The sequence below is a fragment of the Ruegeria sp. K5 genome (assembly GCF_056531805.1).
In genome coordinates this window covers 108,268-132,094 of sequence record NZ_JBQFML010000005.1, presented here as the reverse complement: position 1 = coordinate 132,094, position 23,827 = coordinate 108,268, and the positions used below count along the sequence as shown (strand labels likewise).

Here is a 23,827-nt window from a genome sequence, read left to right as displayed (position 1 = left end):
TTTCATGACAGACCATATCGTTTTCTGCTCGGGCCCGATGTTCAGCGTCGGTGATCTTTGGGAGCAATATAACATCGCCGCCGTGCTCGAGGCCGGAGGGTTCGGAACCTATCTCGCCCCGCGCGACGGCGTCGAGATCGCCAAGATGATGGATATGTTGCAGGACCCTCAGGTCTGGTCACAAAAGGGCCAGGAGATGCTGTATATCATCCTCAAGGTCGGCTACGCGCAGGATATCTACCAATTGCTCGGGCGCTGCTCGAGCCTTGTGTTCAACATGGATGGCCGGGTGCCCGATGGCGGCAGTATTGTCGAGGTGACAACAGCCTACGCCGCTGGAATGCCCCTTGTGATCTACAAGACGACACCGGTGACGCTGTTTGGTGGGGTCGATAACCCGATGATTCAGGGGCTTTCGACCAATTGGGACTATGTGCATGACACCGCATCCATCGTGCCCGCCCTGCTCAAACGGATCGAGGCGCAATCGCAGAACGGCTATGTCTACACCCCGCCCCCGAATGTCAGCCTTGTGATGGAGGTTGGGGCGATGACGGCAGACCCCAGTTCCGACCTTCACAAACGGCTCGACGCGATTTCGAATGCGCCAAACGAGAAGGCCGCGCTGGAAGCGGGTGAGGAACTGATCGACTGGGCGAAAAGCAACAAGGCTTATCAGGCGGCGTTTGGCGGGTCGGCACCCACATAAGCCCTGTTGGATTGGTGGGGTTGAAACGAATTCAGTGGCACTCGCCTTGATTTCGAGACCTCGTTCCTGGATCTCATCCAACACACGCTGATAGCGCCAAGCTGCATCACAGGCCGTTCTTCACTCGGGCATTCTGAATGGTCGGTGCGCGTGGTCTTGCAAACCGCGCCCATTTGTATACCATTGGATACAATTGATCCCATGACATCGGGCCTGAAAATTGTCCGTCCAAGCCACATCACCAAGCCGCCCCGTAAGGCGGGCCATCACCTTCGGCCTTGCCGTGCTGGGAACGGTCGTATTCTGGATGCTGGGCCTGCCCCTACCCTTTCTGTTCGGCCCCATGACCGCCTGCCTGATTGCGGCACTGGCGCATGCGCCGATGGAAGGGTTCGGGCAGATCTCGGTCGCGGCGCGTACCATCCTGGGCGTGGCGGTGGGGGCTTCGATCACGCCTGATCTGTTTGGCCAACTGCCGAAAATGGCAGCGTCAATTGCTCTGATCCCGCCCTTCATCCTATTGATCGCTTTGGTCGGGGTGCCGTTCTTTCGCAAGGTCTGGGGCTTTGACGACAAAACGGCCTTTTACGCCGCGATGCCCGGCGGGTTGCAGGACATGATCATCTTCGGCACCGAGGCCGGTGCCAATCCGCGCGCCCTGTCCCTGATCCATGGCACGCGCGTGCTGATCATCGTGACGCTCGCCCCGTTGTTCCTGACCCTGTTCTACGACGCTGACCTGACCAACCCCATTGGCGAACCCGCCCGCGACCTGCCCTTGCACGAACTGGCGCTGATGGTCGTGGCCGCCATTGTCGGCTGGAAAGGCGGTGAGCGGATCGGCCTGTTCGGAGCGTCCATTCTGGGCCCGATGATCCTGACTGCGGCCTTGTCACTGGGCGATTTCATCCACACCCGCCCACCGCGCGAGGCGATCCTTGTCGCGCAATTCTTTATCGGCTGCACCATCGGCGTAAAATTTATCGGTGTCACATGGGTCGAGCTGCGCAAAGTTGTGGCGGCGGGCTGCGCCTATGTTGTTGTGTTGGCCATACTTGCGGCGGCCTTCACGGCCCTTGTGACCACGTTGGGGTTCGGGCAACCGATTGAGGCCTTCCTAGCCTATGCCCCCGGCGGGCAGGCTGAAATGACGGTCTTGGCCATCGTCTCGGGCGCGGATCTCGGGTTTGTCATTACCCACCACCTGACACGGATCGTTCTGGTGATCATCGGCGCGCCCATCGCGGCCAGTCTTCTGGTGCGCTGGTCCCGCTCTCGGGATTAGAGGGGTTTCGCAGTTTGATTTGGATTCAATTCCTTCCGGGTTGCAATCCGACGCTGCGTGCTTTGCTGGCACCAGTAGACAGGGCTTTGGCCTTATGAGACTGTGCAGCCGATGGTGTCCGACGCTCTGAGTCGGCTGAAAAGGGAATGCGGTGCGGGCAAACGCCCAAGGCCGCAACTGCCCCCGCAACTGTAAGCGGCCAGCGACCCCCGACAGACCACTGGATGACCCCGCTTGGGTTGTCCGGGAAGGACGGGGACAGCGATGAACCGCAAGTCAGGAGACCTGCCATCTCCGGCGCATATGTGCCGCAGTCACCTTAACTCGGGCGGGGTGCCCGTGGACGGAGCGACAAGAGATGGACCGCACTGGCCAGACATCACTGTTGATGCCCCACACAAGCCGCCCAAAAGCGCGGAGGGCGTCGTTATGCTTGACCTGACCATTTCCCAACTGGACACCGGCCACGTGCCTCCGCAGCGCGCGCAAGAGCTGGGGCAGATGGGCTATATGCAATGGCTGGGCGGCCTGCCCGGTTCCGCGAACTACCATGCGCAGGCGCGGATTGCTTTGGCCAAGGCCAAACCGTTTGCCGAGACCTCACCCGCCATCGCTGTGTTCTGCGACCTGCTGGCCAGATCCATGCAGATGCCCCTGGAACCATTGTTCCTGGCCCTGCCCGCAAAACAGCGCCGAGGGGGCCATCGCGCGCGCCGCGCCGCCTTATGACCTCATGCGGGCAGTTCAGCCTGTGCCATCGCCCGCATTTTGGACGATTTTGGCCAGGCAAAGCTTTGACTGCTTATTAGTGATTTCGTTGGATTTGCACGCCGAACAAGGTGCATTATGACGCAAACTCATAATTTAGTCGAATAACAATCATTTCACCTCATAATGCCAACGCGCTATACCTTCGGCCCACACAGCCGATTGGATACCGCGAATGCTTGACTTTACCTTGCCCGACACACCCGCGCTCGCGACGCTGCGCGCATTGGCTGCCCAGCGCATCCTGATCCTTGACGGGGCCATGGGCACAATGATCCAGACGCTGAACATGACCGAAGAGGATTTTACCGCCAACGGTCACATCCATGGCCCCGGCTGTCGGCATCACTATCACCCGGATCATCCGCAACAGGGCAACAACGACCTGTTGGTGCTGACCCAGCCGCAGGCGGTTGAGGATATACAGTATGAATTCGCAATGGCCGGGGCGGACATCCTTGAAACCAACACTTTTTCCTCAACCACCATCGCGCAGGCCGATTACGGGCTGGAGGCTGCGGTGCATGATCTGAACGTCGCAGGCGCGCAGGTGGCGCGGCGCGCGGCGGACCGGGCCACGGCTGAGGACGGCAAACCCCGGTTTGTGGCCGGGGCTGTGGGGCCGACGAACCGGACGGCCTCGATCAGCCCGGATGTGAACGATCCCGGATACCGCGCCGTCAGTTTTGATGATCTGCGCATAGCCTATGGCCAGCAGATCGACGGGCTGATCGAAGGAGGCTCTGACCTGATCCTGATCGAGACGATCTTTGACACGCTGAACGCCAAGGCGGCGATTTTTGCGGCTTTCGAGAGCTTCGCCAAGGCCGGACGTCGCCTGCCGCTGATGATCTCGGGCACGATCACCGATGCCTCGGGCCGGACGCTTTCTGGCCAGACACCCACCGCCTTCTGGCACTCGGTCGCCCATGCGCGCCCTTTCACCGTCGGGCTGAACTGCGCCCTTGGCGCTGCATCCATGCGCCCGCATATGGCCGAGATTTCGGGCGTGGCGACCGCCCTGACCTGCGCCTACCCCAACGCGGGCCTGCCGAATGAGTTCGGCCAGTATGACGAAACACCGAACCAGACCGCCGCTCAGGTCGAAGAGTTTGCCCGCGATGGCATCGTCAACGTGGTCGGCGGTTGCTGCGGCACCACGCCCGACCATATCCGCGCGATCGCCGAAGCGGTTGCGCCCTTTGCCCCCAGAAAGGTACCCGCATGACCCGTCATCTGCGCCTCTCGGGGCTGGAGCCTTTTGTCCTGACGCCAGACATCCCCTTTGTGAATGTGGGTGAGCGGACCAACGTCACCGGCTCGGCCCGGTTTCGCAAGCTGATCGTGAACCGCGACTATGCCGCCGCGCTGGACGTTGCGCGGGATCAGGTGGAAAACGGCGCTCAGATCATCGACATCAACATGGATGAAGGGCTGATCGACAGCAAACAGGCGATGGTCGAATACCTGAACCTTGTCGCGTCCGAGCCCGATATCGCCCGCGTGCCAATCATGATCGACAGCTCGAAGTGGGAGGTGATCGAGGCCGGGCTGCAATGCGTGCAGGGAAAGCCTGTGGTGAACTCGATCAGCCTGAAAGAGGGCGAAGAGGCGTTTCGCCATCACGCGGGTCTGTGTCTGGCCTATGGGGCTGCTGTGGTGGTCATGGCCTTTGACGAGGCCGGTCAGGCCGACACCTTCGAGCGCAAGACCGAGATTTGCGCCCGCGCTTATCGCATTCTGGTCGAGGATATGGGGTTCCCACCCGAAGACATCATCTTTGACCCCAACATCTTTGCCGTCGCCACGGGAATCGAGGAACACGACAATTACGGCGTCGATTTCATCGAGGCGACCCGCTGGATAAGTCAGAACCTGCCCCATGCACATGTCTCGGGCGGGGTGTCGAACCTGTCTTTCAGCTTTCGTGGCAATGAACCGGTGCGCGAGGCGATGCATGCGGTGTTCCTGTACCATGCCATTCAGGCCGGGATGGATATGGGCATCGTCAATGCGGGCCAACTAGCGGTCTATGACCAGATCGATCCCGACCTGCGCGAAGCATGCGAGGATGTGGTCCTGAACCGCCAGCCGAAATCCGGCGGCAGCGCGACCGAGAACCTGCTGGACATCGCCGAACGTTTCCGTGGCGACAAGCGCGAAGAGAAGGTCCGGGACCTTGCCTGGCGCGACTGGCCGGTCGAGAAACGGCTGGAGCATGCGCTGGTCAACGGCATCACCGAGTTCATCGAAGAAGACACCGAGGCCGCGCGCGTCAATGCCGAACGTCCCTTGCACGTTATCGAAGGCCCTTTGATGGCCGGGATGAACGTCGTGGGGGATTTGTTTGGTGCAGGCAAGATGTTCCTGCCGCAGGTGGTGAAATCGGCCCGTGTGATGAAACAGGCCGTGGCCGTTTTGTTGCCCTACATGGAGGAAGAAAAGCGCCGGAATGGCGGTGAGGGCCGGCAATCTGCGGGCAAGGTGCTGATGGCGACCGTGAAGGGGGACGTGCACGATATCGGCAAGAATATCGTCGGCGTGGTTCTGGCCTGCAACAATTATGAGATCGTGGATCTGGGCGTCATGGTCCCGCCGCAGAAGATCCTGCAAGTCGCGCGCGAGGAAAATGTGGACATTATCGGCCTGTCCGGGCTGATCACGCCGTCGCTGGACGAGATGGTGCATCTGGCCTCGGAGATGGAGCGCGAAGCGTTCGATATTCCGCTGCTGATCGGCGGCGCAACCACGTCGCGGGTGCACACAGCGGTCAAGATCGCGCCGCGTTACACGCATGGGCAGGCGGTCTATGTCACCGATGCCAGCCGCGCTGTCGGGGTTGTCGGCGCATTGCTGAGCCCGACGCAGAAGCCCGATTATGTCGCCGGGATTCAGGCCGAATATGCGGATGTGGCCGACAAGCACGAGCGCGGCGAACGCGCCAAGAACCGCCTGCTTTTGGCCAAGGCGCGGGCGAATGCGCTGAAGCTGGATTGGGATGATTACGAGCCCATTGCTCCGTCCTTCACCGGCGCGCGCGTGCTGCCCGATTGGGATCTGGCCGAAATTGCGCGCTATATCGACTGGACGCCGTTCTTCCAGACCTGGGAAATGCGCGGTGTCTATCCCGGAATTCTTGAAGATGAAAAACAGGGCGCGGCGGCGCGGGCGCTTTTTGCCGATGCGCAGGCAATGCTGGAACAGATTATCGCAGAGCGCTGGTTCACACCCCGAGGGGTTGTTGGATTCTGGCCTGCCAACGCGGTCGGCGATGACATCCGGCTGTATACCGGCCCGGATCGCGCTGAAACTCTGGCCGCCCTGCACACGCTGCGCCAGCAGACCGTAAAACGCGGTGATCGACCGAATGTCGCGTTGTCGGATTTTGTCGCCCCGGAAGGCCATAGTGCGGACCATGTCGGCGGGTTTGTCGTCACGGCGGGACCGGAGGACTCTGACATTGCCGAGCGGCTGGACAAGGTCAACGACAATTACGGCGCGATCCTCGTCAAGGCTCTGGCCGATCGGATCGCCGAAGCCATGGCCGAGATGCTGCATGAAAGGGTCCGGCGTGAATTTTGGGGTTACGCAAAGGGTGAAGACTTCGACCCACAGGCCCTGATCAGCGAACCTTATGCCGGTATCCGCCCCGCGCCGGGCTATCCGGCCCAGCCCGATCACACCGAAAAACGCACGCTGTTCAGCCTGCTGGACGCCGAGGCCGCGACCGGAGTGGCGCTGACCGAAAGCATGGCGATGTGGCCCGGTTCATCTGTCTCCGGGCTCTATGTCGGGCACCCGGACAGCTATTATTTTGGTGTTGGCAAAGTGGAACGCGATCAGGTCGAGGACTACGCCCAGAGAAAACGGATGACCGTGGAAGAGGCCGAACGCTGGCTGGCCCCGGTGCTCAACTACGTCCCGGCCAAGGCATCGCGCAAGGCAGCCGCGTAAGGTGATATGTTGTCAGTCAATCGCCGGGCTAAGAAGTCAGCAAACCCGACAGTTTGCGCGCACCGTCCTGTAGCAAGGCAAGAAATTGTTTCAAACTGTTCAGATCATGGCGCTGCGTCGGCGCATGAACGGACAGAGTGGCGGCCAGCCTGTTGTTCTTGTCTATGACCGGGACCGCAATGGCCGTCATACCGGGCATGAACTCCTCATCATCTGTCGAATACCCGTTCTGTGCGACGCGGGTTATTTCGGCCCGCAAGGCCTGGGGCTTCGTTATCGTGCGGTCGGTATTCGGGCTGAGGTTACCTGCGGAAAGAAACCCATCCAAAGTGCTCGGGCGCAGGGTCGACAAATACATCTTGCCACTGGCGGTGCAGTGAAACGGGACTTGTGTTCCGATCGGCAACTGAATTCTCAGCGGCCATTTCGTCTCGACCCGGTCCAGATAGATCATACCCTCGCGATCCGGGATCGCCAGATTGCAGGTTTCGCCGATTTCATCCGCGACGCCGCGAATAATGGCCAAACGGGCCGTGCGAAGATGTTCGGACGACACTGTATTCAGCGACAGCTGCCGCAAGCGCGGACCGGGACCATAAGACCGACCATCCAGATCACGCTGAAGAAATCCTTCGGCCTCGGCTGTTTGCAGCAGGCGATGTATCGTGGGCTTTGCCAGACCCAATGCGTCGATCAGGTCCGAGGGTTTGACGGCGACGCCGCGCCGTGCCACCTCTTCCAGGATCAGCAGCAGGCGCAGGTTCGTGGGAATCTGGGTGTCTTTGTCTTTTGTGTCCGCTTCGGTCATCCCGCAACAGTCTAGTTATTTGGCAGCAGGATCAAGGCCAGATCGGGCACCAGCGAAACCAGAATCCAGACCGACAGCAGTGCCACCAGATAGGGAACCGTATAGCGCAGAAGCCGGAAATAGGGCACGCCAGTCACGCCCGACGCCACATACAGGTTCAACCCGTACGGAGGCGTAATGAACCCGATGGACGCGCCGACCAGAAAGATCACCGAGAAGTGGATCGGGTCAATCCCGACCGAGGCTGCAATCGGCGCAAGGATTGGCGCAAGGATGATGGTCACCGGCAGGCTTTCCAGCACCATGCCCGAGAAGAAGACAATCACCATCGAGGTAAACAGAACTGCATGGTAGCCGCCCATCGAGGTCACGAAGCTCCCGATGGTTTCCTGTGCCCCCAGCAGGGACAGGATTTGCTGCATCACCACTGAAATCGCGATCAGCGGCGCCAGGATGCCGGTAATCTGGGCCGAGCGGATCACAATCGACGGAATTTCCGGGATCGTGAAGCCTTCGACCACGAACATCTCGGCAAAGGTCTTTTCGGTGGGTGGAATGTCATTCCGCGCGCCCATGATGCGGTTGATCGGATAGCTGACCAGACCCGCGATGACACAGAAGCCCACGGTCACCCCCGCCGCCTCGGTGGGTGAGAATTTGCCCGTATAGATGCCCCACAACACAAGCCCGATGGCGAAGAAGCCAAGCCATGCACCGAACGCGGTTTTCAGAACGCGGTTCAGTTGCAGCGGGATCAGGTGGCCCCAGCCATTCATGCGGCAGATGATCCAGCAGGCGAATTGCATCCCGAACACCATCAGCGCGCCGGGCAGGATGCCCGCCACGAACAGCTCGGAAATCGGCAGATTCATCAGGAACCCGTAGACGATGAAGATAATTGACGGGGGGATGATGATCCCCACCGTGCCGCCCGCCGCAGCGGTCGCGGCGCTGAACCGTTCGTCATAGCCGCCCTTAACCATCTCGGGGTGCAGCATCGAGCCAATAGTGGCCGTCGTGGCCGAGTTCGACCCCGAGATCGCCGCAAACAACCCGCAGGCCCCCAGCGACGCCATCGCCAAACCGCCGCGTATCCAGCCAAGACAGGCGTAGGCAAAATCGCTGAGCCGTCTGGCAATGCCCGATTTGTTGATAAGGTCCCCGGTCAGGATGAACAGGGGCATCGCGAGCAGGGCAAAACCCTTGTTGAACACGTTCAGCAATTCGGCGCCCATATTGTCCAGCGTCAGGCCGAGGACAAAGGAACAGCCGATGACCCAGTAGCCGATCACCAGCAGAACCGGCACGCCCAGCATGAACAGGAAGGTGACCCCAAGCGAGATCAGTGTGACTATGGTTCCATCTGTCATCAGTCTGCTCCGATCACGGCCTGCTTGATCAGCGGCTCGCCTGTTTTCCAGTTGCGCAGATCGTCGGCAAGGTTTTGAAACACGCGCCCGACCATCAGAAAGAAGGACAGTGGCGCAGCCAGCAGGAACCACCACTGCATGATATTGTCGGTGCCCAGAACGATCTGGAAGTTAGACGCCGAGAGCGCCACCAACCGCGTTGTGGTCACGATGACGATCACCGCAAAGATGAACCACAGCACCGCATCCAGGATCAGACAGGCCAGTTGCCCGCCGCGGGGCATGGATGTGCGAAACTCGCTAAAGCTCAGATGGGTGCGCAGGCGGACGTTATATGACGCGCCAAACCAGGCCATCACCATGAACAGAAGCGGAGGAATGGTGGTGGACCACGGTTCCTGATCGTTGAACACGAACCTGTCGATCACGCCCCAAAAGATGATCAGGGCAATCGCGAGGTAGGAATACACCATCACCGACCGTTCGAAATGACGTTCGACAAAGGGAACTGCCCGATAGATCAGCATGATCACGAACCCGCCGATGGCCGAGACAATTGCACCCAAAACCCATGCGGCATCGGATTCCAGTGCGGATTGAATCTCGAACGAATCCTGGCTGAGAAAAGCGCTGAAAATAGCGCCGATATCTGCCCAAAACGACATGTACCCCGTCCTCCCAGTCGGTGTGTTTTTTGGAACCGGCCCGCGTGGGGCCGGTTCGCATCAGCTTATCAGGCCTGGCCCATCCACCAGCGGCGCGGCTCGACATTCTCGGGCAGCATATCTGCCGGGATCTCACGCGCGATGTCATAGATTTCCTGATAGGTGTCGATGCCACCCGCCCATTTGTTCAGACGCTCACGCCACTGCGCCCACGGCTCGGGGTTGAAGTTGGGGGCACACATCTCTTCGGCCAGTTTGATCTGGTCATCAGGCAGGAAGGCCGCGCGCACGCCGTTTTCGGCAAAGATCGTATTGGGCAGTTGCGGGTCCGAGAAGCCAACGGTGTTCAACAGCGCCGCCTCGTTTGCGCCCTGAATCAGTGCCTGAGTGAAGTACGAGGACTCCATCACGGCATCCTGCAACTCACCGCCCAGACTGTCGAAGACCTTGGCCGACATCGAGGTATGCTCGGTCCCGCAGAAGAACTTCAGGTTCACCGACTGCGATACCACTGGTGCCATGTTGGCATAAGCCACAGCCGAGGCCCATGTTTCGGCCCCATCGATCAGACCGGTTTTCAGCGCGTCCAGCGTTTCTTCCCACGCCACCGGAACCGGGTTCAGGTTCAAGAGCTGCATGGCGATCCGGCCCAATTGAGTGCCCGTCACGCGGTTCTTGGTGCCGAACAGTTCTTCCAGCTTGGTGACAGTTGGCTTGTCGGCAAAGGTTGATCCCATTTGCAGACCGCGCAACTCGCAATGGGTGAACAGGAACTTCAGCCCGTGCCGTTTTTCCAGCGGGTCGCGCAGGATGCGCTGACTGGCGGGGCTATAGAAGAAGTGATACTGCGCCGCGCGGCTGGGGAACATATAAGCATAGTCCAGCACGTTCAGATAAGGCGCACCACCGGCCGAGTTCTGGGTCGAAGCCGCATAGATATCGACAATGCCCTGCTGGGTTTTCTCGACACAGCTTAGCTGTCCGCAGATCTGGTTGTCGCCGATGAACTCGATGCGAATCTCACCATCTGTGCGTTCTTCCAGGTCACGGGCGAATTCGATGGCCCCGGCGCGCTCGATCAGAAGGTTGCGGGTATTGAAGCCCGACGCACCAAATTTCAGCGTATGTTTCGGCTCTTTCGAGAAGCGTTTTTCGTAATTTGATTCAGCGGCCTGCGCCAAATTCGCCAGACTCATCGCGCCGCCGAACCCGCCTGCCGCAAGCAGCGTCGAGCTCATGCCATAGCGTCCGGCCACGCGGAAGAAATCCCGCCGTGAAATCCCGCTTAGTTTCTTACCGATCTCCATTGCTTACCTCCCTGATCGCAATTATTGAGACGTTTTGTATCAAAAAATGCTAGTATAATTCCTGCATCTTGCATAGAGTTTTTTTCAACGACGTTGGAAGGAGGCGATCATGGAAGTGGATTATGCGATTGTCGGAGCAGGGTCTTCGGGCTGTGTCATCGCCAATCGACTCAGCGCCGATCCCAATACCAAGGTCGCCCTTCTGGAAGCCGGTGGGCCGGATACCAACCCGTGGATTCACATCCCGGTCGGCTATTTCAAAACCATGCACAACCCGTCGGTCGATTGGTGCTATCGGACCGAACCCGACCCCGGCCTGAACGGCAGAAGCATTGATTGGCCGCGCGGGAAAGTGCTGGGCGGATCATCCTCGCTGAACGGGCTATTGTATGTGCGCGGACAGAAAGAAGATTACGACCGCTGGCGCCAGATGGGGAATATCGGCTGGGGTTGGGACGACGTGCTGCCCCTGTTCAAACGCTGCGAGGATCAGGAACGGGGCGAGGACGAATTCCACGGAGTCGGCGGGCCCTTGTCCGTGTCGAACATGCGCATCCAACGCCCGATCTGCGACGCCTGGGTCGCGGCGGCGCAGGCTGCGGGCTATCCGTTCAACGCCGATTACAATGGGGCCGAACAAGAAGGGGTCGGCTATTTCCAACTGACAACACGCAATGGCCGACGGTGCAGCGCGGCTGTGGCCTACCTCAAACCTATCCGCAATCGCGACAACCTGAACATCATCACCCATGCCCTGGTGACAAAGATCGAACTGGACGGGAAACAGGCGACCGGAGTGGTCTATCAGGACCGGTCCGGCGAAACCAAGACGTTGAAGGTACGTCGCGAGATCATTCTGTCCGGCGGCGCGATCAACTCGCCACAAATCCTGATGTTGTCCGGGATCGGAGACCCTGATCACCTGAAAGCCAATGGCATTGAACCGACCCACGCCTTACCTGCTGTCGGCAAAGGGCTACAGGATCACCTGCAGGCCCGTCTGGTGTTCAAATGCAACGAACCCACGTTGAATGATGAGGTGCGCAGCCTGTTCAATCAGGCGCGCATCGCGCTGAAATATGCGCTGTTCCGCGCAGGTCCAATGACAATGGCGGCCAGCCTGGCGACCGGCTTCCTGAAAACCCGCCCGAATGTACAGACGCCGGATATTCAATTCCATGTTCAGCCATGGTCCGCCGACAGCCCCGGCGAAGGCGTACATCCGTTTTCCGCCTTCACCATGTCGGTCTGCCAGCTTCGCCCCGAAAGCCGGGGAGAGCTGCAATTGGATGGTCCCGACCCGTCCAAATACGTGAAGATCATCCCCAACTACCTTTCAACGGAAACCGATTGCCGAACCATCGTCGCCGGCGTGAACATCGCGCGCAAGATCGCCACCCACAACCCGCTGGCCTCGAAAATCTCCGAGGAATTCCGGCCAACATCGGACCTGTCTTGCGACGACTATGAAGGCACGTTGGATTGGGCACGGTCGAACTCGGTTTCGATCTATCACCCCACTGGAACCTGCGCGATGGGCACCTCGGAAAACGCGGTTGTGGATCCGGAACTGAAGGTGAAGGGGATCGATAACCTGCGCGTTGCCGATTGCTCGATCATGCCGGAAATCGTCAGCGGGAACACCAATGCGCCCGCGATCATGATTGGCGAGAAGGCAAGTGATCTGCTGACCGAGCGCAGTTGAACCAAGCGACAGTGCCAATCCGCGCCATTCACCTCGCTTGCCCTGATGCACCACCTGATGCAAACTGATCTGCGGAGGAGGGATGTGCCATGACATCCAAAACCGCAGGATCCACACCACCGGACAATCTGGCGCCGCAGCAGCCAGCCGCGCCCAAGATCAACAAGGTGACAGCAGATGACATCACCGCATCTCTGAAAGCCGGGTTTTCCGACTTTCTGGCGCGCCCTTTCATGAGCGGTTTTTTCGGCCTGTTCTATGCAGTCTTCGGCATCCTGCTGGTTTGGTGCCTGATCTGGCTGGGAAAAATCTGGATGATCATCCCCGCCATTGTCGGCTTTCCGCTTGTTGCGCCGTTTGCTGCCGCGGGCCTGTATGAAATGTCCCGTCGCTTGCAAAAGGGCCAGAGTTTCGGCTGGTCAGACATCCTGACTGTCATGGCCAATCAGCGCAAACGCGAGATGGGCTGGATGGCCTTTGTCACCCTGTTCATCTTCTGGGTCTGGATTTACCAGGTTCGGCTTTGGCTTGCGATCATACTGCAGAATGTGTCTTTCTCGGATTTCGACGGGTTTTTGAACACCGTTTTCTTCACGCCGCAGGGCTGGACCTTCCTTGCTGTCGGCACCTGCATAGGCGCGTTGCTGTCAGCTGTGCTGTTTGCGGTGACTGTCGTTGCCATGCCCATGCTGCTGGACCGGGAAATCAATTTCGTGTCGGCGATGCTCACGTCCATTCGGGTCGTCAACGAAAGCCCGGTGGTCATGCTGGGCTGGGCGGCGATCATCTCGGTCACGATGTTGCTGTCGATGGCTCCGGCGTTTCTGGGCCTGATCTTCACCCTGCCGATCCTTGGGCACACCACATGGCACCTGTATCAGCGGGCGGTGACACCGGCGGAGGGGTGATCCATCCCAACCCGGATCAGCAAGATCACCCCTATTCCCGGCGCTGCGGTGCCTTGAACAAATCCTTGCGCAGTGTCATCAGCGCGCCTGGGTCGATTTTGGCCTGAATAACAGTTGTTTCCCCCGAAGCTATTGCCTGTTGCAACGCAGGACCCATACCACCGGGGCCATTGACCCAGATGCCTTTGCCGCCGCAAAGTTCCGCGAATTTGTCAAAGCGGGGCGACTGGATTTCGGCCCCCAACAGACGTCCGCCATAGAACTCTTGCTGATAGGCTTTCTCGGCCCCCCATGCCTCATTATCCAGAACCACGATCACGATGGGCAGATTGTGTGAGATGGCGGTCTGGATTTCGATCATCGTATACCCCACCGCACCGTCGCCCATGACGGCAACAACGGGCCGGTCGGGGGCTGCGGCCTTGGCCCCGATGGCGACGGGCAGGCCAAAGCCAACCAATCCGAAATCCAAAGGGGTGATCAGCGACAAAGGCTCATAATGCGCCAGACGGTCCGCGGCTTGAAGGCAGGTGTTACCGGTGTCCAGCGTGACGATGGCGTTTTCGGGCAGCGCGTCGCGCAGCTCGCCCAAGGCACGGCGGGGATGCATGGGCAGGGTCTCGATTGCTGCTTCCTCGGCGCGCTCGGCCCGAAGGGTCTCCATGTCGGCACGAAACGCATCACGCCATGGATCGCAATCAGGTTTAGGGACCGCATCGATCAGCGCCTCGGCAGTCAGGCGCGCATCCCCCTGCGCCGCGATTTCAGCCGGGAAATAGCGCCCCACCGCAGATCCGTCGATATCCACATGGGCAATCCGCGTCTCGGCCCCGACATAATCGTTTGAATGAAAGGTCGAGTTGAACCCCAGCCGTGCCCCAAGCACGACCATCACATCCGCCTCTTTCGTCAACCGGCTGGCCACCCGGTTGCCACGCGGCCCGGCCTGCCCCGCAAACCACGGGTGTCCGTGGCGCATCACGTCGGCATGGCCGGTTGATGCAACCACCGGCACCTCAAGTGTCTCGGCCAAAGCGGTCAGCGCGTCTCGCCCGGCGCTCCATTTGAAGCCACCGCCGGCAAAAATCACCGGGCGTTTGGCTTCACCCAGAAGCGCGGCGATGGCGGCAACATCTTCGGAGGCCGCAGGACCGGGCCGGGCGATGTTAACTGACACCGGGTCAACCGCAGGCAACTCGGCTGCAAACAGGTCGCGCGGCACATGCAGCACAACCGGCCCGCGACGGCCCGTATTCGCTAGCCGTATTGCATCTTCCAGCATCGGGACCAGACGCGACGGGTCCGTAACTATGACCGAGCGTTTGCAGATCGGGGCAAACAAAGCCACCTGATCGACCTCCTGAAACGTGTCCTTGTGCTGATCGGCCCGCGTGATTGCGCCTGCGATGACCACCAGCGGGGAATAGGCCAGATGCGCCTCGGCCACGGCGGTGACGATATTGACCACGCCCGGCCCGGCCTGCGCGCCCAGAACAACACCGGGCTTGCCGGTCATCCGCGCCCAGGCATCGGCCATATGCCCCGCCGCCCGTTCATCGCGCGCGCCCACGTATCCGATTTCGCCGCACTGATACATCGCGTCATAAAGTTCGAGCATCGAGCCGCCCAGCAGGCCGAACACGGTGTCGATCCCATTGGCCTTGAGCACGCGATAGACGGCCTCGCCGCCGGTGATTTTGGTCATGGTCTAGTCCTCGGATCGGGGTCTCAGGTTTTGTGGGTCAAACAGGGCGTCGTCATGCACGGTCACGGGGATGGCACGGTTCAGGATTTGCACGCTGAGGCCATCGCGCGGGGTGCCTTTGCGCACGAACAGCCAGCCCAGCGACTTGCCCACCGTATAGCCATACCCGCCCGAGGTGGTCAGACCAACGGGCATGCCATTCAACGACACAGGCTCGCCGCCATGAATGTCGATGCCGTCGGCACGGAGTTCCGCATAGAAGAGCTGCCAGTCCGGATCACGGGCCAAAAGGGCATCCTTGCCGATGAAATCGCGACCTTCGGCGCGGACAAAGCGGTCAAGGCCGACGTCGAACGGACCGACATCCGTGGTCAGCTCGCCGCTGGCGCGATAGGCTTTCTCCATCCGCATCCCGTTGAACGCGTAAGAACCCAGATCGACCAGCCCGTGCGTGGCACCAGCCTCAAACAGCGCATCATAGAGCGCACCGATCCGGTCCAGCGGCACGTGCAACTCCCACCCGAGCTCACCCACAAAAGACACCCGCAGCGCATAGCAGGGGATGCCTGCAACGGTGATCTCTTGCCCCGACAGCCAGGGAAAGGCAGCGTTGCCGAGGTCAGCCTCGGTCAGTTCCGACATGATCCGGCGTGACGCCGGGCCGGACAGGGACAGCATCCCCCAATCGGCGCTGCGATTGACCATCTGCACGTCTTCACCGGGTCGGATATGGGATTTGATCCAGTCAAAATCCGGGTTCGCCCGCGCGATGGCGGAACCGGTGAAATAGCGACCATTGGCGATGCGCCAGATGGTGATTTCGGTCTCGAACCTGCCCTTCGGAGTCAACAGGTGGTTCAGGCTCATCCGCCCGTCTGTGGCGGGGATTTTGTTGGCCGACAGCCGGTCGAGCAAGGCGCCCGCATCCTTGCCGGTGATCTCGAACTGGGCAAAGGCGCAGAGGTCGATCACACCAGCGGCGGTACGAGTCGCTTTGGCCTCGGCCATGGCGTTTTGGTGCCAGGTCTGGTGGCCCCAGCCGATCTGCTCGACCTCACCCACCGCACCGAAATAGCGCGGGCGTTCCCAGCCAGCGACCTCGCCAAACACCGCGCCCTTGGCGGCCAGCCGGTCATAAAGCGGATGGCGGTTCAGCGGGCGCAGGCTGTCGAACTGCTTGCCGGGGCAGGGCGTGTCATGGCGGCGCATGAACTCGTCCTTGGTGCGCTCGACGATGAAATTGTCGGTGCTGAAGTCGCCATAGCGGCGCGGGTCCATCCCACGGGTGTTGATCTGGGTTTCGCCATGCACCATCCAGTCGGCCAGCACCTTGCCAGCCCCACCGCCCCATGCGAGCCCGATGGAAGACCCGCAGGACAGCCAGACATTTGGCGCACCCGACGGCCCCACCAGCATCCCGCCATCCGGCGTATGGGTGATCGCCCCGCGCACCACGCGCCTGATCCCCAGTTCGGCCAGCACGGGCATCTTATCGAGCGCCACCATCAGAAAATCGCCAATCGAGTCGTAATCGACCTCGAACAGCTCATTCTCCGCTGCCCATGGCGCGCCTTGCGGCATTTCCCAGACCGTAGGGCAGACATGGCCTTCGTAAATCCCGATCAGGCCCGATTTCTGCTCCTGCCGGATATAACCGCCAAAGGCATTGTCGCGCATGACGGGCAGTTCGGAACGGTCCTGAAATTCGGGCACCGTATCCGTGACCAGATAATGATGCAGGCAAGACACCGACGGGATTTTCAGCCCGAACCATTCCCCCACCTGATTGGCGTACGAGCCTGCGGCGATCACCACATGCTGGGCGAGAACATCACCCTTTTCCGTCGCCAGACGCCACATATCACCCTTGCGCGATGCGCCGGTGACGCGGGTATGCCGCTCGATCCTGGCCCCACGCGCGCGGGAGGCGGCGGCCAGCGCCATGGTGACACCGGATGGGTCGATATGGCCGTCTTCAAAGGTCTGCACGGCGGCCTTGATGTCAGAGGTCCGGTAGAAGGGGTTGCCTTTGGCCACTTCCTCGGGCCCGACCAGTTCCATCGGCAGGTCCAGCAGCCTGCCGACCCCCATAATCGACTTCATCCAGTCGACCTCATCATCGGTGGTGGCGATCCGGAAGCCGCCGACCTGATGCCAGCCGATGCTCTGGCCGGTCTCTGCCTCGACGCGCTTGTAGGTCTCGATCGAGGTCTTGTTGATCCAGCCCGCGATCCGACTGCCGACCGCATGGGCGATCTGGCCCGCCGCATGCCATGTGGAACCGGAAGTCAGTTCTGCCTTTTCGAACAGGATCGTGTCGGTCCAGCCGTTTTCGGCCAGTTGAAACTGGGCGGCGACGCCCATGATCCCGCCGCCGATGATCGCGACCTGAGTGGTGCGGGTCGTATCACTCATTGGAATGCCTCTTTGGCGGGTTTCGGGGCGGCGCGGGCGGTAAAGCGGGTGCAGGCGATTTCCACCTCCACCGCCCATGTGCCATCTGCGGAGGAAGATTTTTCGTCGAAAAATCTCGGCGCGCCCGAGATCATTGCCAGCGCAACAGATCGGCCGAACCGGTAACTCCACGCGGCAGAGGTGATCTGGCCCGCGACCTTCCCTTCGAAATAGACAGGCTCGTCATGGATCGGGATCGCATCCGGGTCATCGAATAACAGCGAAACGATCCGGCGTGCGGGCGTGTGATCCCGCAACGCCTCTTCGCCCACAAACCCGGTGCCCATGGCGCAGAATGCGTCCAGACCGGCCTCGTGCGGGGTGGTGCCGGGGGTCAGCTCGTGCCCGAAAGCGCGGAACCCGCTTTCGATGCGAAGGCTGCCGCTGGCGTAAAGACCCGCATGGCTGGCCCCGGCAGCTACCAGCGCCTCATACGCGGCCATGGCCATGTCGGCCTGGATATAAAGCTCGTACCCCTCTTCGCCGGTAAAGCTCAGCCGCCCCGCCCAACCGCGTGCAAGGCCGATTTCGACCGGCGCGAAGTGAAAGCGCTTCAGATCAGGGACCGGCATGTTCGAGGTTGCTTGCAACACGGAGCGCGCCCGTGCCCCGGCCAGTCCCAAAATGGCATACCCGCTGGTCACATCGATGAATTCCACCCGGAAATCGCCCCGTGTCTCGCGCATACGCTTGAGGACGCGCACGACCTCGCCCGTGCCGGTGATCAGCAGATAGGTCTCGGGGCCGTGGCGCTGAACGGTCAGATCGCTTTCCACCCCGCCGCGTGCGTTCAGGATTTGGCTGTAGGCGATGCGCCCGTCGGGCATATCCATCTGCGCCGCGCAGAGACGGTTCAGAAAGGCGTAAGCGTCCGGCCCCTGTACCATGATCTTGCCAAAGGCGGATTGATCCAGAATGGCGGCACCGTTGCGGCAGGCCTCGACCTCGGCCCCGACCTGATCGCGCCACGCGGGCACACCGAATGTCAAAGGCAGATGCGCGGCCTTGCCGCCGAAATGCACGGCGCGTTCCCAGCCGCCGCGCGATTCAAACTGTGCCCCCGCAGCCACCAGACCGGCGTGAATGGGGGACCGGCGCTGACCGCGGGCGCTGTCCATGGCCCGACCCGGATAGGGGTTGTCGTAATGGCGGCCCAGCACCTCGGGGATGCGGGCCTCCAACGCGCCCAGCACGTTCATTTCGGGGCTGAAGCGGCGAATATCGGCCTCGTTCAACTCCATTGTCGGCTCGCCTGCGATGATCCATTCGGCCATCGCCTTGCCCGCACCTCCGGCAAGGGCAATGCCGGTCGAGTTCATGCCACCCAGCAGGAACAGGCCCGACACCTCGGGGCTTTCGCCCAGCATGAACTGGCTGTCGAGGGTAAAGCTTTCAGGCCCGTTCAGCAGCATCCGCACCTCGGCCCGTTCCAATGCAGGAATCCGGCGCAGCGCGTTTTCCATCATCGGCATGAAATGGTCCCAATTCTCGTCCAGCAGATCAAAGCTGAAATCCCGGGGTAGGCGGTCCAGCGGCAGACCCTTGGCGTTGGGTTCAAAGCAGCCCACCAGCAACCCCTCGACATCGTCGCGGGCATAAAGGAACGCGTCCTGATCGTTCAGTGTCGGCAGATGTGCCCCTTTGCCAAGCGCCTGCACCTCGGGCAGAGGTTTGGTCAGGATGTAGAAATGCTCGCAGGCATAATGCGGCATATGGGCACCGGCCATCGCCGCCACCTCGCGGGACCAGAGGCCACATGCGATCACCACCTCGTCGGCCTCGATCACATGGTCCCCCACCGCGACGCCCGAGATATGCCCGGCCTTTTTCCGCAAGCCGGTGACGGCGGTATCCTCGAAAATCCGCACCCCCCGTGCCCGCGCCCCTTTTGACAGCGCCAGTGCTACGTCCGAGGGGTTCACCCGCCCATCCGCCGGGGACCAGACCGCGCCGATCACGTCATCGGTTTCGATCAGCGGCCACAGCGCGCGCGCGCGGGCGGCATCGATCACCTCGGCCTCAAGACCAAAGGCACGGCCCAGCGAGACCTGCCGTTTGATATTGATCAACCGGTCCGGGTTGGTGGCCAGCGTCAGCGACCCGGTCTGGGTCCAGCCGGTGGCTTGGCCGGTTTCACGCTCCAACTCCCTATAAAGATCAATCGAATAGTTGATCAGCTTGGTCAGAGTTGCCGAGGGCCGCAGGCGGCGCACCAGACCGGCGGCGTGCCACGTCGTGCCGCTGGTCAGTTTCGAGCGTTCGAGCACCACGATGTCCGTGCGCCCCTCGCGCGCCAGATGATAGGCGATGGAACAGCCGATAACGCCGCCACCGATCACAACCGTGCGGGCATGGGACGGCAGGGTCATGGCAGTACCCCGTCGCTGATCATATCGGACAGCGTGGCGCGAAACGCCTCCAGCGCCTCATCGATCATGTCCGGCTCATGCGCCGCCGAGGTGACACCGGACGTGTAGGACATGATATCCACCCCGCGTGCCAGCAACCCGTCGCGGTAGGCTTTGACCGTCGATTTGGGCAAGCCACGTATCTGAGCCGGGCCAAGACCGTCCAGAGAGTCTTGACCAAAGAACACATGAAAGACCGAGCTGTCGCCATAGGCCAGACCGGCAACGCCTAGATCGGCCAAAGCGGCATTCATGCCGTCCCGCATCCGCGCCGCCATCGCATCGGCCTTGGCCTGAGCCTCGCCACTGGCCAGCAACGGCATTGCGGCGCAGGCTGCGGCGGCCACCAGAGGTGAGGCATTGAACGTGCCCTTATGACTGACCGCCGGTGCGATGCCGTCGCGCATGGTCGCGTTGTTCATCAACTCCATGATCTCGACCCGGCCGCAGACCGCACCGCCCGGCAGACCGCCGGTGACGATCTTGGCCAGCGTTGTCAGGTCGGGCACGATGGCGTCTCGGGCCTGTCGCCCGCCGGGGGACCAGCGGAACCCGGTAATGATCTCATCAAAGATCAGCACCACACCCGCCGCCCGCGCCACGTCGTGCAGTGCCCGCAATGTCGCGGTCGACAATGGAACCGATCCGTAGTTCGCTCCGGACGCCTCGATGATGACCGTTCCGATACGATCATCTTGCAGCGCATCTGCCATCACGTCGGGGTTTGCCGCGCAGACATGGATCAACTCATTCACCGCCTTTGGTACGCCCAGCGACGCGGCTTGATTTGTTCCCGGTTTTGCACCTTTGAGCGCGTGGTCGTGCCAGCCGTGGTAATGCCCATCCACACGCAGCACGTGATCCTTGCCGGAATACGCGCGGCCCAGACGCAAGGCGAGCATTGTCGCCTCGCTGCCTGACGCGGTGAACCTCGTACGCTCGGCGCAGGGGTACAACTGATTGACCCATTCGGCCCAAAGGATTTCAGCCTCGTGACAATCGGCGCTGAAGATCGACTGTCCGGCCTGCTGTCTGATCGCCTCGATGATCGCAGGATGGCCATGGCCAAGCAGCTGGCTGGCGCTGCCCATCTTGAAATCGACATAGCGGCGGCCTTCGCTGTCCCACTTCTCGGCCCCCTGCGCACGCTCGATGTAGATGGGATGCGGGTCGCGATAGCGCAATTCGTGGCTGACACCGCCCGGAAGAGCCGCGCGGGCGCGCTGGCTGAGGTCAGAGTTCTTCATTCAGGTCGTCCGATTTGGGTCCGTGTCAGACGGATGTCAAAACTGCCCCGTAAGCTGCGATCGATGTGATCGGGGATATGCGCCGGGAAGTGGCTGTTCAGGATCTCGCGCGCCCGTTCGCGGGCGACGTCGCCGATCCTTTGCCCGCCGTCTTCCTCCCAGTCACGCGGGGCCCGACGGTCGCCGATTTCGGGGTAGAAATAATCCGACTTCATCCGGCTGAACGTGTGCATTTCGCCCAGATAATGACCCTCGCCCCGGCACACATCTGCAATGACATCCGCAGCGATGTTTTCCGGCGTGGCCTCGATCCCGCGAATGGTGCGCAGGATGTTGCCCAGCAGATCGTTGTCGCTGACATAGGCGGCGTGGCTGACACCCAGAAGGCTCGACATCATGCCCGCCGCCTGCGTGACGATGTTCGACCCTGCATGAGCGGCCATGGTCACGGCCAGTGATTTCTCGGCACCGTATTGGGCGTCCAGCCGCTTGGCATCGGTGATCCCGGCAATCGAGCTGGTAGGCAGATCCCAGTGCCGCCCCATCTGCGCGGCCCCTGCCATCAGTATGGCCTGTTCGCCGCCACCACCACTCATGGAACCGGTGCGCAGATCGGCCACCAGCGGTTTGGGCGCAAAGATCGCCTTGACCTCGGGATCGACCAACCGCGCAAAAACCAGCCCGGCCAGAGTTTCCGCCACCGCCTGCGCCAGCGATCCGGCAATCGTCGCCGGGCTGGTCGCCCCGGCCTGACCGGCGCTGATCAGTTGAACGGGAAAGCCTGCCCTGATCGCAAGTTCCAACACCTCGCAGGCCTCTTCGGCAAAGCGCATCGGCGGGACCACATGACAGACCATAACCGTCAGAAAAGGGCGGGCACGAAACGCGGCCTCACCACCCGCTATGCCGTAACAAAGCTGGGCGATCTGGGCGACGTTCTGCGGTTCAGTGATCGAGATCGACACATGCTTGGACGTGCCCGCCAGACAGGCATAAGCGGTATTAAGGTCCATCACAGCGGGGTCCTCGATATCCCGCGCCACAACCGACCGGCTGAAATGATGGATATTGCCCATCTGATCCACGATCCGGGCCGCATCATAGAGGTCCTGCAACGTGGAATCGCGATACTCGTGCGTGTTAAGGTCGAACACCCCCGGAGCAGCCCCGCCGGTTGACATATGCACCCGCGATCCTTCGATTTTAAGGTCGCGGTCGGGGTGCTGTCCACAAAGCGAGAACCCGCGTTTCGCCCCATCAATCGCCCAGCGCACCAGATCGGGCGGAAACAGCAACCGCCCGTCACCCGTCCGCACACCGCCCGCCGCAACAACCTTGTCGATCATCGACGGGGTGGCCTGACTTAGACCAAGCGTTTCCAGCAACGCAAAGGCAGAGCTTTCGACCAACGCCACCTCATCCGAGGAAAGCGGTTTGAGACGACCGCCCATGACCCCCGGCCAAACAGGCAGAGAGCCTTCGCTTTGCAGGGTGTCCTTCAGCCGGTCTTTACGACCTCGGCGGCGGCTAAGTTTGACCATCGACTCATGAAGTTTGCTTTTTGTCGAGATCAGGCTTTCATATCAAGAACACGTTTACAAAGGCAGCTTACTCAGCAATAGATGAGTAAAACTATTCAATAGGCTTGGCATGAAACCGTCCCTTCCCGCCCTGCGCGCCTTTGAGGCCGCCGCCCGGCTGGGCAGTTTTCGCGCCGCGTCCGAAGCCTTGTCAGTCACCCCGACGGCGATCAGCCACCATATTCGCGGGCTGGAAGATCAGCTTGGCACCAAGCTGTTCGCGCGCAGCGGTCGGGATGTCACCCTGACCGAAGACGGCGAACGGCTTGCAAACGCCGCCGCACAGGCCTTTGGGATATTGGACGAAGCGGTGCGCACGCTCCACCGCCGGTCCCGCAAGGTGGTCCGCCTGGCGGCCGGCCCGATTTTCACCGCGCGCTGGCTGATGCCAAAGATCAGCGATTTCTGGGCCTCTCACGCGGATATCGAGCTTGAGGTTCTGCCCACTTTCGAACCCGGAACAAGCGTGCGGGAAAACCTCGACATCGTGATCCGCTGGGACCGCATGGCCGAGACATCGGGTGATGCAATCAAATTGCTTGAGCTCAGCCCCGTCGCCATTGCGTCCAAGTCATTCCTTGACACCCACGGCCCCATTAAGGACCCGAAAGACCTGCTGAATTTACCCCTGCTACACCAAAGGAACCACTGGGGGTGGCTGGATTGGTTCGCAGCCATGAACGTGCCCGTCCCAAACCGGTTGCGCGGTTCGATCTTCCAGGATGCAAACGCCCTGCTGCGCGGTGCTGCCGAAGGGCAAGGGATCGTGATCGGCTGGCTGCCGCTGATTGATCAGGACCTTGCCGAGGCACGGGTCGTTCGCCTTTTCGATGAAAGCATCCCCCCCACCCATGCCTATTTCGTCGAGGTGCGCGGAAGCCGCCCCGTGAGGCGGGAGGTGCAGCAGGTCGTGGACTGGCTTGCGGGCTGATGCTGCGCTATTGCTTGCGGATT

The 23,827-nt window shown here is 61.1% G+C and carries 17 protein-coding genes and 1 riboswitch; of the genes, 8 read left to right on the top strand and 9 right to left on the bottom strand.

Going from position 1 to position 23,827, the window contains the following annotated elements:
- Positions 1–4: 4 nt before the first annotated feature.
- The 5 genes from ACR0MO_RS14700 to metH all read left to right on the top strand — a co-directional run bounded on the left by ACR0MO_RS14700 (position 5) and on the right by metH (position 6,716).
- Entirely contained in the window at positions 5–709 is a 705-nt protein-coding gene (locus tag ACR0MO_RS14700; protein ID WP_170452775.1) for a nucleoside 2-deoxyribosyltransferase, read from the top strand.
- 220 nt (positions 710–929) lie between these two features.
- On the top strand, positions 930–1,994 hold the full coding sequence (locus tag ACR0MO_RS14695) for an AbrB family transcriptional regulator (protein ID WP_480892036.1): 1,065 nt from the start codon (positions 930–932) through the stop codon (positions 1,992–1,994).
- 95 nt (positions 1,995–2,089) lie between these two features.
- A riboswitch (cobalamin riboswitch) is annotated at positions 2,090–2,301 on the top strand.
- Between the two features lie 122 nt (positions 2,302–2,423).
- Entirely contained in the window at positions 2,424–2,723 is a 300-nt protein-coding gene (locus ACR0MO_RS14690; RefSeq protein WP_170452778.1) for a hypothetical protein, read from the top strand.
- A 214-nt stretch (positions 2,724–2,937) separates the two neighbouring features.
- A complete protein-coding gene (locus ACR0MO_RS14685) occupies positions 2,938–3,990 on the top strand; it encodes a homocysteine S-methyltransferase family protein (protein ID WP_480892033.1) in 1,053 nt (350 codons plus the stop codon).
- Positions 3,987–6,716: a methionine synthase gene (metH, locus tag ACR0MO_RS14680; RefSeq protein WP_480892031.1), complete on the top strand. Its 2,730-nt coding sequence runs from the start codon at positions 3,987–3,989 to the stop codon at positions 6,714–6,716. Before ACR0MO_RS14685 ends, metH begins: the two co-directional genes overlap by 4 nt.
- A gap of 28 nt (positions 6,717–6,744) precedes the next feature.
- On the opposite strand, the gene ACR0MO_RS14675 is transcribed toward metH, so the two are convergent.
- From ACR0MO_RS14675 to ACR0MO_RS14660, 4 genes are all read right to left on the bottom strand, one after another.
- Entirely contained in the window at positions 6,745–7,524 is a 780-nt protein-coding gene (locus ACR0MO_RS14675; protein WP_170622798.1) for an IclR family transcriptional regulator, read from the bottom strand.
- Between the two features lie 11 nt (positions 7,525–7,535).
- Complete coding sequence (locus ACR0MO_RS14670) at positions 7,536–8,894, bottom strand: TRAP transporter large permease (RefSeq protein ID WP_170452802.1); 1,359 nt, start codon at positions 8,892–8,894, stop codon at positions 7,536–7,538.
- Positions 8,894–9,559 carry a TRAP transporter small permease subunit gene (locus ACR0MO_RS14665; RefSeq protein WP_170452804.1) on the bottom strand — a complete coding sequence of 222 codons (666 nt, stop codon included), beginning with the start codon at positions 9,557–9,559 and terminating at the stop codon, positions 8,894–8,896. Before ACR0MO_RS14665 ends, ACR0MO_RS14670 begins: the two co-directional genes overlap by 1 nt.
- A gap of 68 nt (positions 9,560–9,627) precedes the next feature.
- Complete coding sequence (locus ACR0MO_RS14660) at positions 9,628–10,866, bottom strand: TRAP transporter substrate-binding protein (protein WP_170452808.1); 1,239 nt, start codon at positions 10,864–10,866, stop codon at positions 9,628–9,630.
- A 109-nt stretch (positions 10,867–10,975) separates the two neighbouring features.
- Here ACR0MO_RS14660 and ACR0MO_RS14655 point away from each other — a divergent pair, with 109 nt between their 5' ends.
- A complete protein-coding gene (locus ACR0MO_RS14655; protein ID WP_480780144.1) occupies positions 10,976–12,571 on the top strand; it encodes a GMC family oxidoreductase in 1,596 nt (531 codons plus the stop codon).
- Between the two features lie 89 nt (positions 12,572–12,660).
- Positions 12,661–13,479 (top strand): DUF2189 domain-containing protein, encoded by an 819-nt coding sequence (locus ACR0MO_RS14650; RefSeq protein ID WP_480892027.1) that lies wholly within the window; start codon positions 12,661–12,663, stop codon positions 13,477–13,479.
- Positions 13,480–13,510: 31 nt separating this feature from the next.
- On the opposite strand, the gene ACR0MO_RS14645 is transcribed toward ACR0MO_RS14650, so the two are convergent.
- From ACR0MO_RS14645 to ACR0MO_RS14625, 5 genes are read right to left on the bottom strand one after another with little or no spacing between them, the layout of a single operon-like run.
- Positions 13,511–15,184: a thiamine pyrophosphate-binding protein gene (locus ACR0MO_RS14645; protein ID WP_170622794.1), complete on the bottom strand. Its 1,674-nt coding sequence runs from the start codon at positions 15,182–15,184 to the stop codon at positions 13,511–13,513.
- A 3-nt stretch (positions 15,185–15,187) separates the two neighbouring features.
- Complete coding sequence (locus ACR0MO_RS14640; RefSeq protein WP_170622792.1) at positions 15,188–17,599, bottom strand: FAD-dependent oxidoreductase; 2,412 nt, start codon at positions 17,597–17,599, stop codon at positions 15,188–15,190.
- Positions 17,596–20,007: a GcvT family protein gene (locus ACR0MO_RS14635; RefSeq protein WP_480892024.1), complete on the bottom strand. Its 2,412-nt coding sequence runs from the start codon at positions 20,005–20,007 to the stop codon at positions 17,596–17,598. Before ACR0MO_RS14635 ends, ACR0MO_RS14640 begins: the two co-directional genes overlap by 4 nt.
- Entirely contained in the window at positions 20,004–21,293 is a 1,290-nt protein-coding gene (locus ACR0MO_RS14630; protein ID WP_480892023.1) for an aspartate aminotransferase family protein, read from the bottom strand. Before ACR0MO_RS14630 ends, ACR0MO_RS14635 begins: the two co-directional genes overlap by 4 nt.
- The gene (locus ACR0MO_RS14625; RefSeq protein WP_480892020.1) at positions 21,290–22,834 is read right to left on the bottom strand and encodes a trimethylamine methyltransferase family protein; all 1,545 of its coding nucleotides are present in this window, start codon (positions 22,832–22,834) and stop codon (positions 21,290–21,292) included. Before ACR0MO_RS14625 ends, ACR0MO_RS14630 begins: the two co-directional genes overlap by 4 nt.
- A 109-nt stretch (positions 22,835–22,943) precedes the next feature.
- On the opposite strand from ACR0MO_RS14625, the gene ACR0MO_RS14620 reads away from it, so the two are divergent.
- Positions 22,944–23,804 (top strand): LysR substrate-binding domain-containing protein, encoded by an 861-nt coding sequence (locus ACR0MO_RS14620; protein WP_480892018.1) that lies wholly within the window; start codon positions 22,944–22,946, stop codon positions 23,802–23,804.
- Positions 23,805–23,827: the final 23 nt, after the last annotated feature.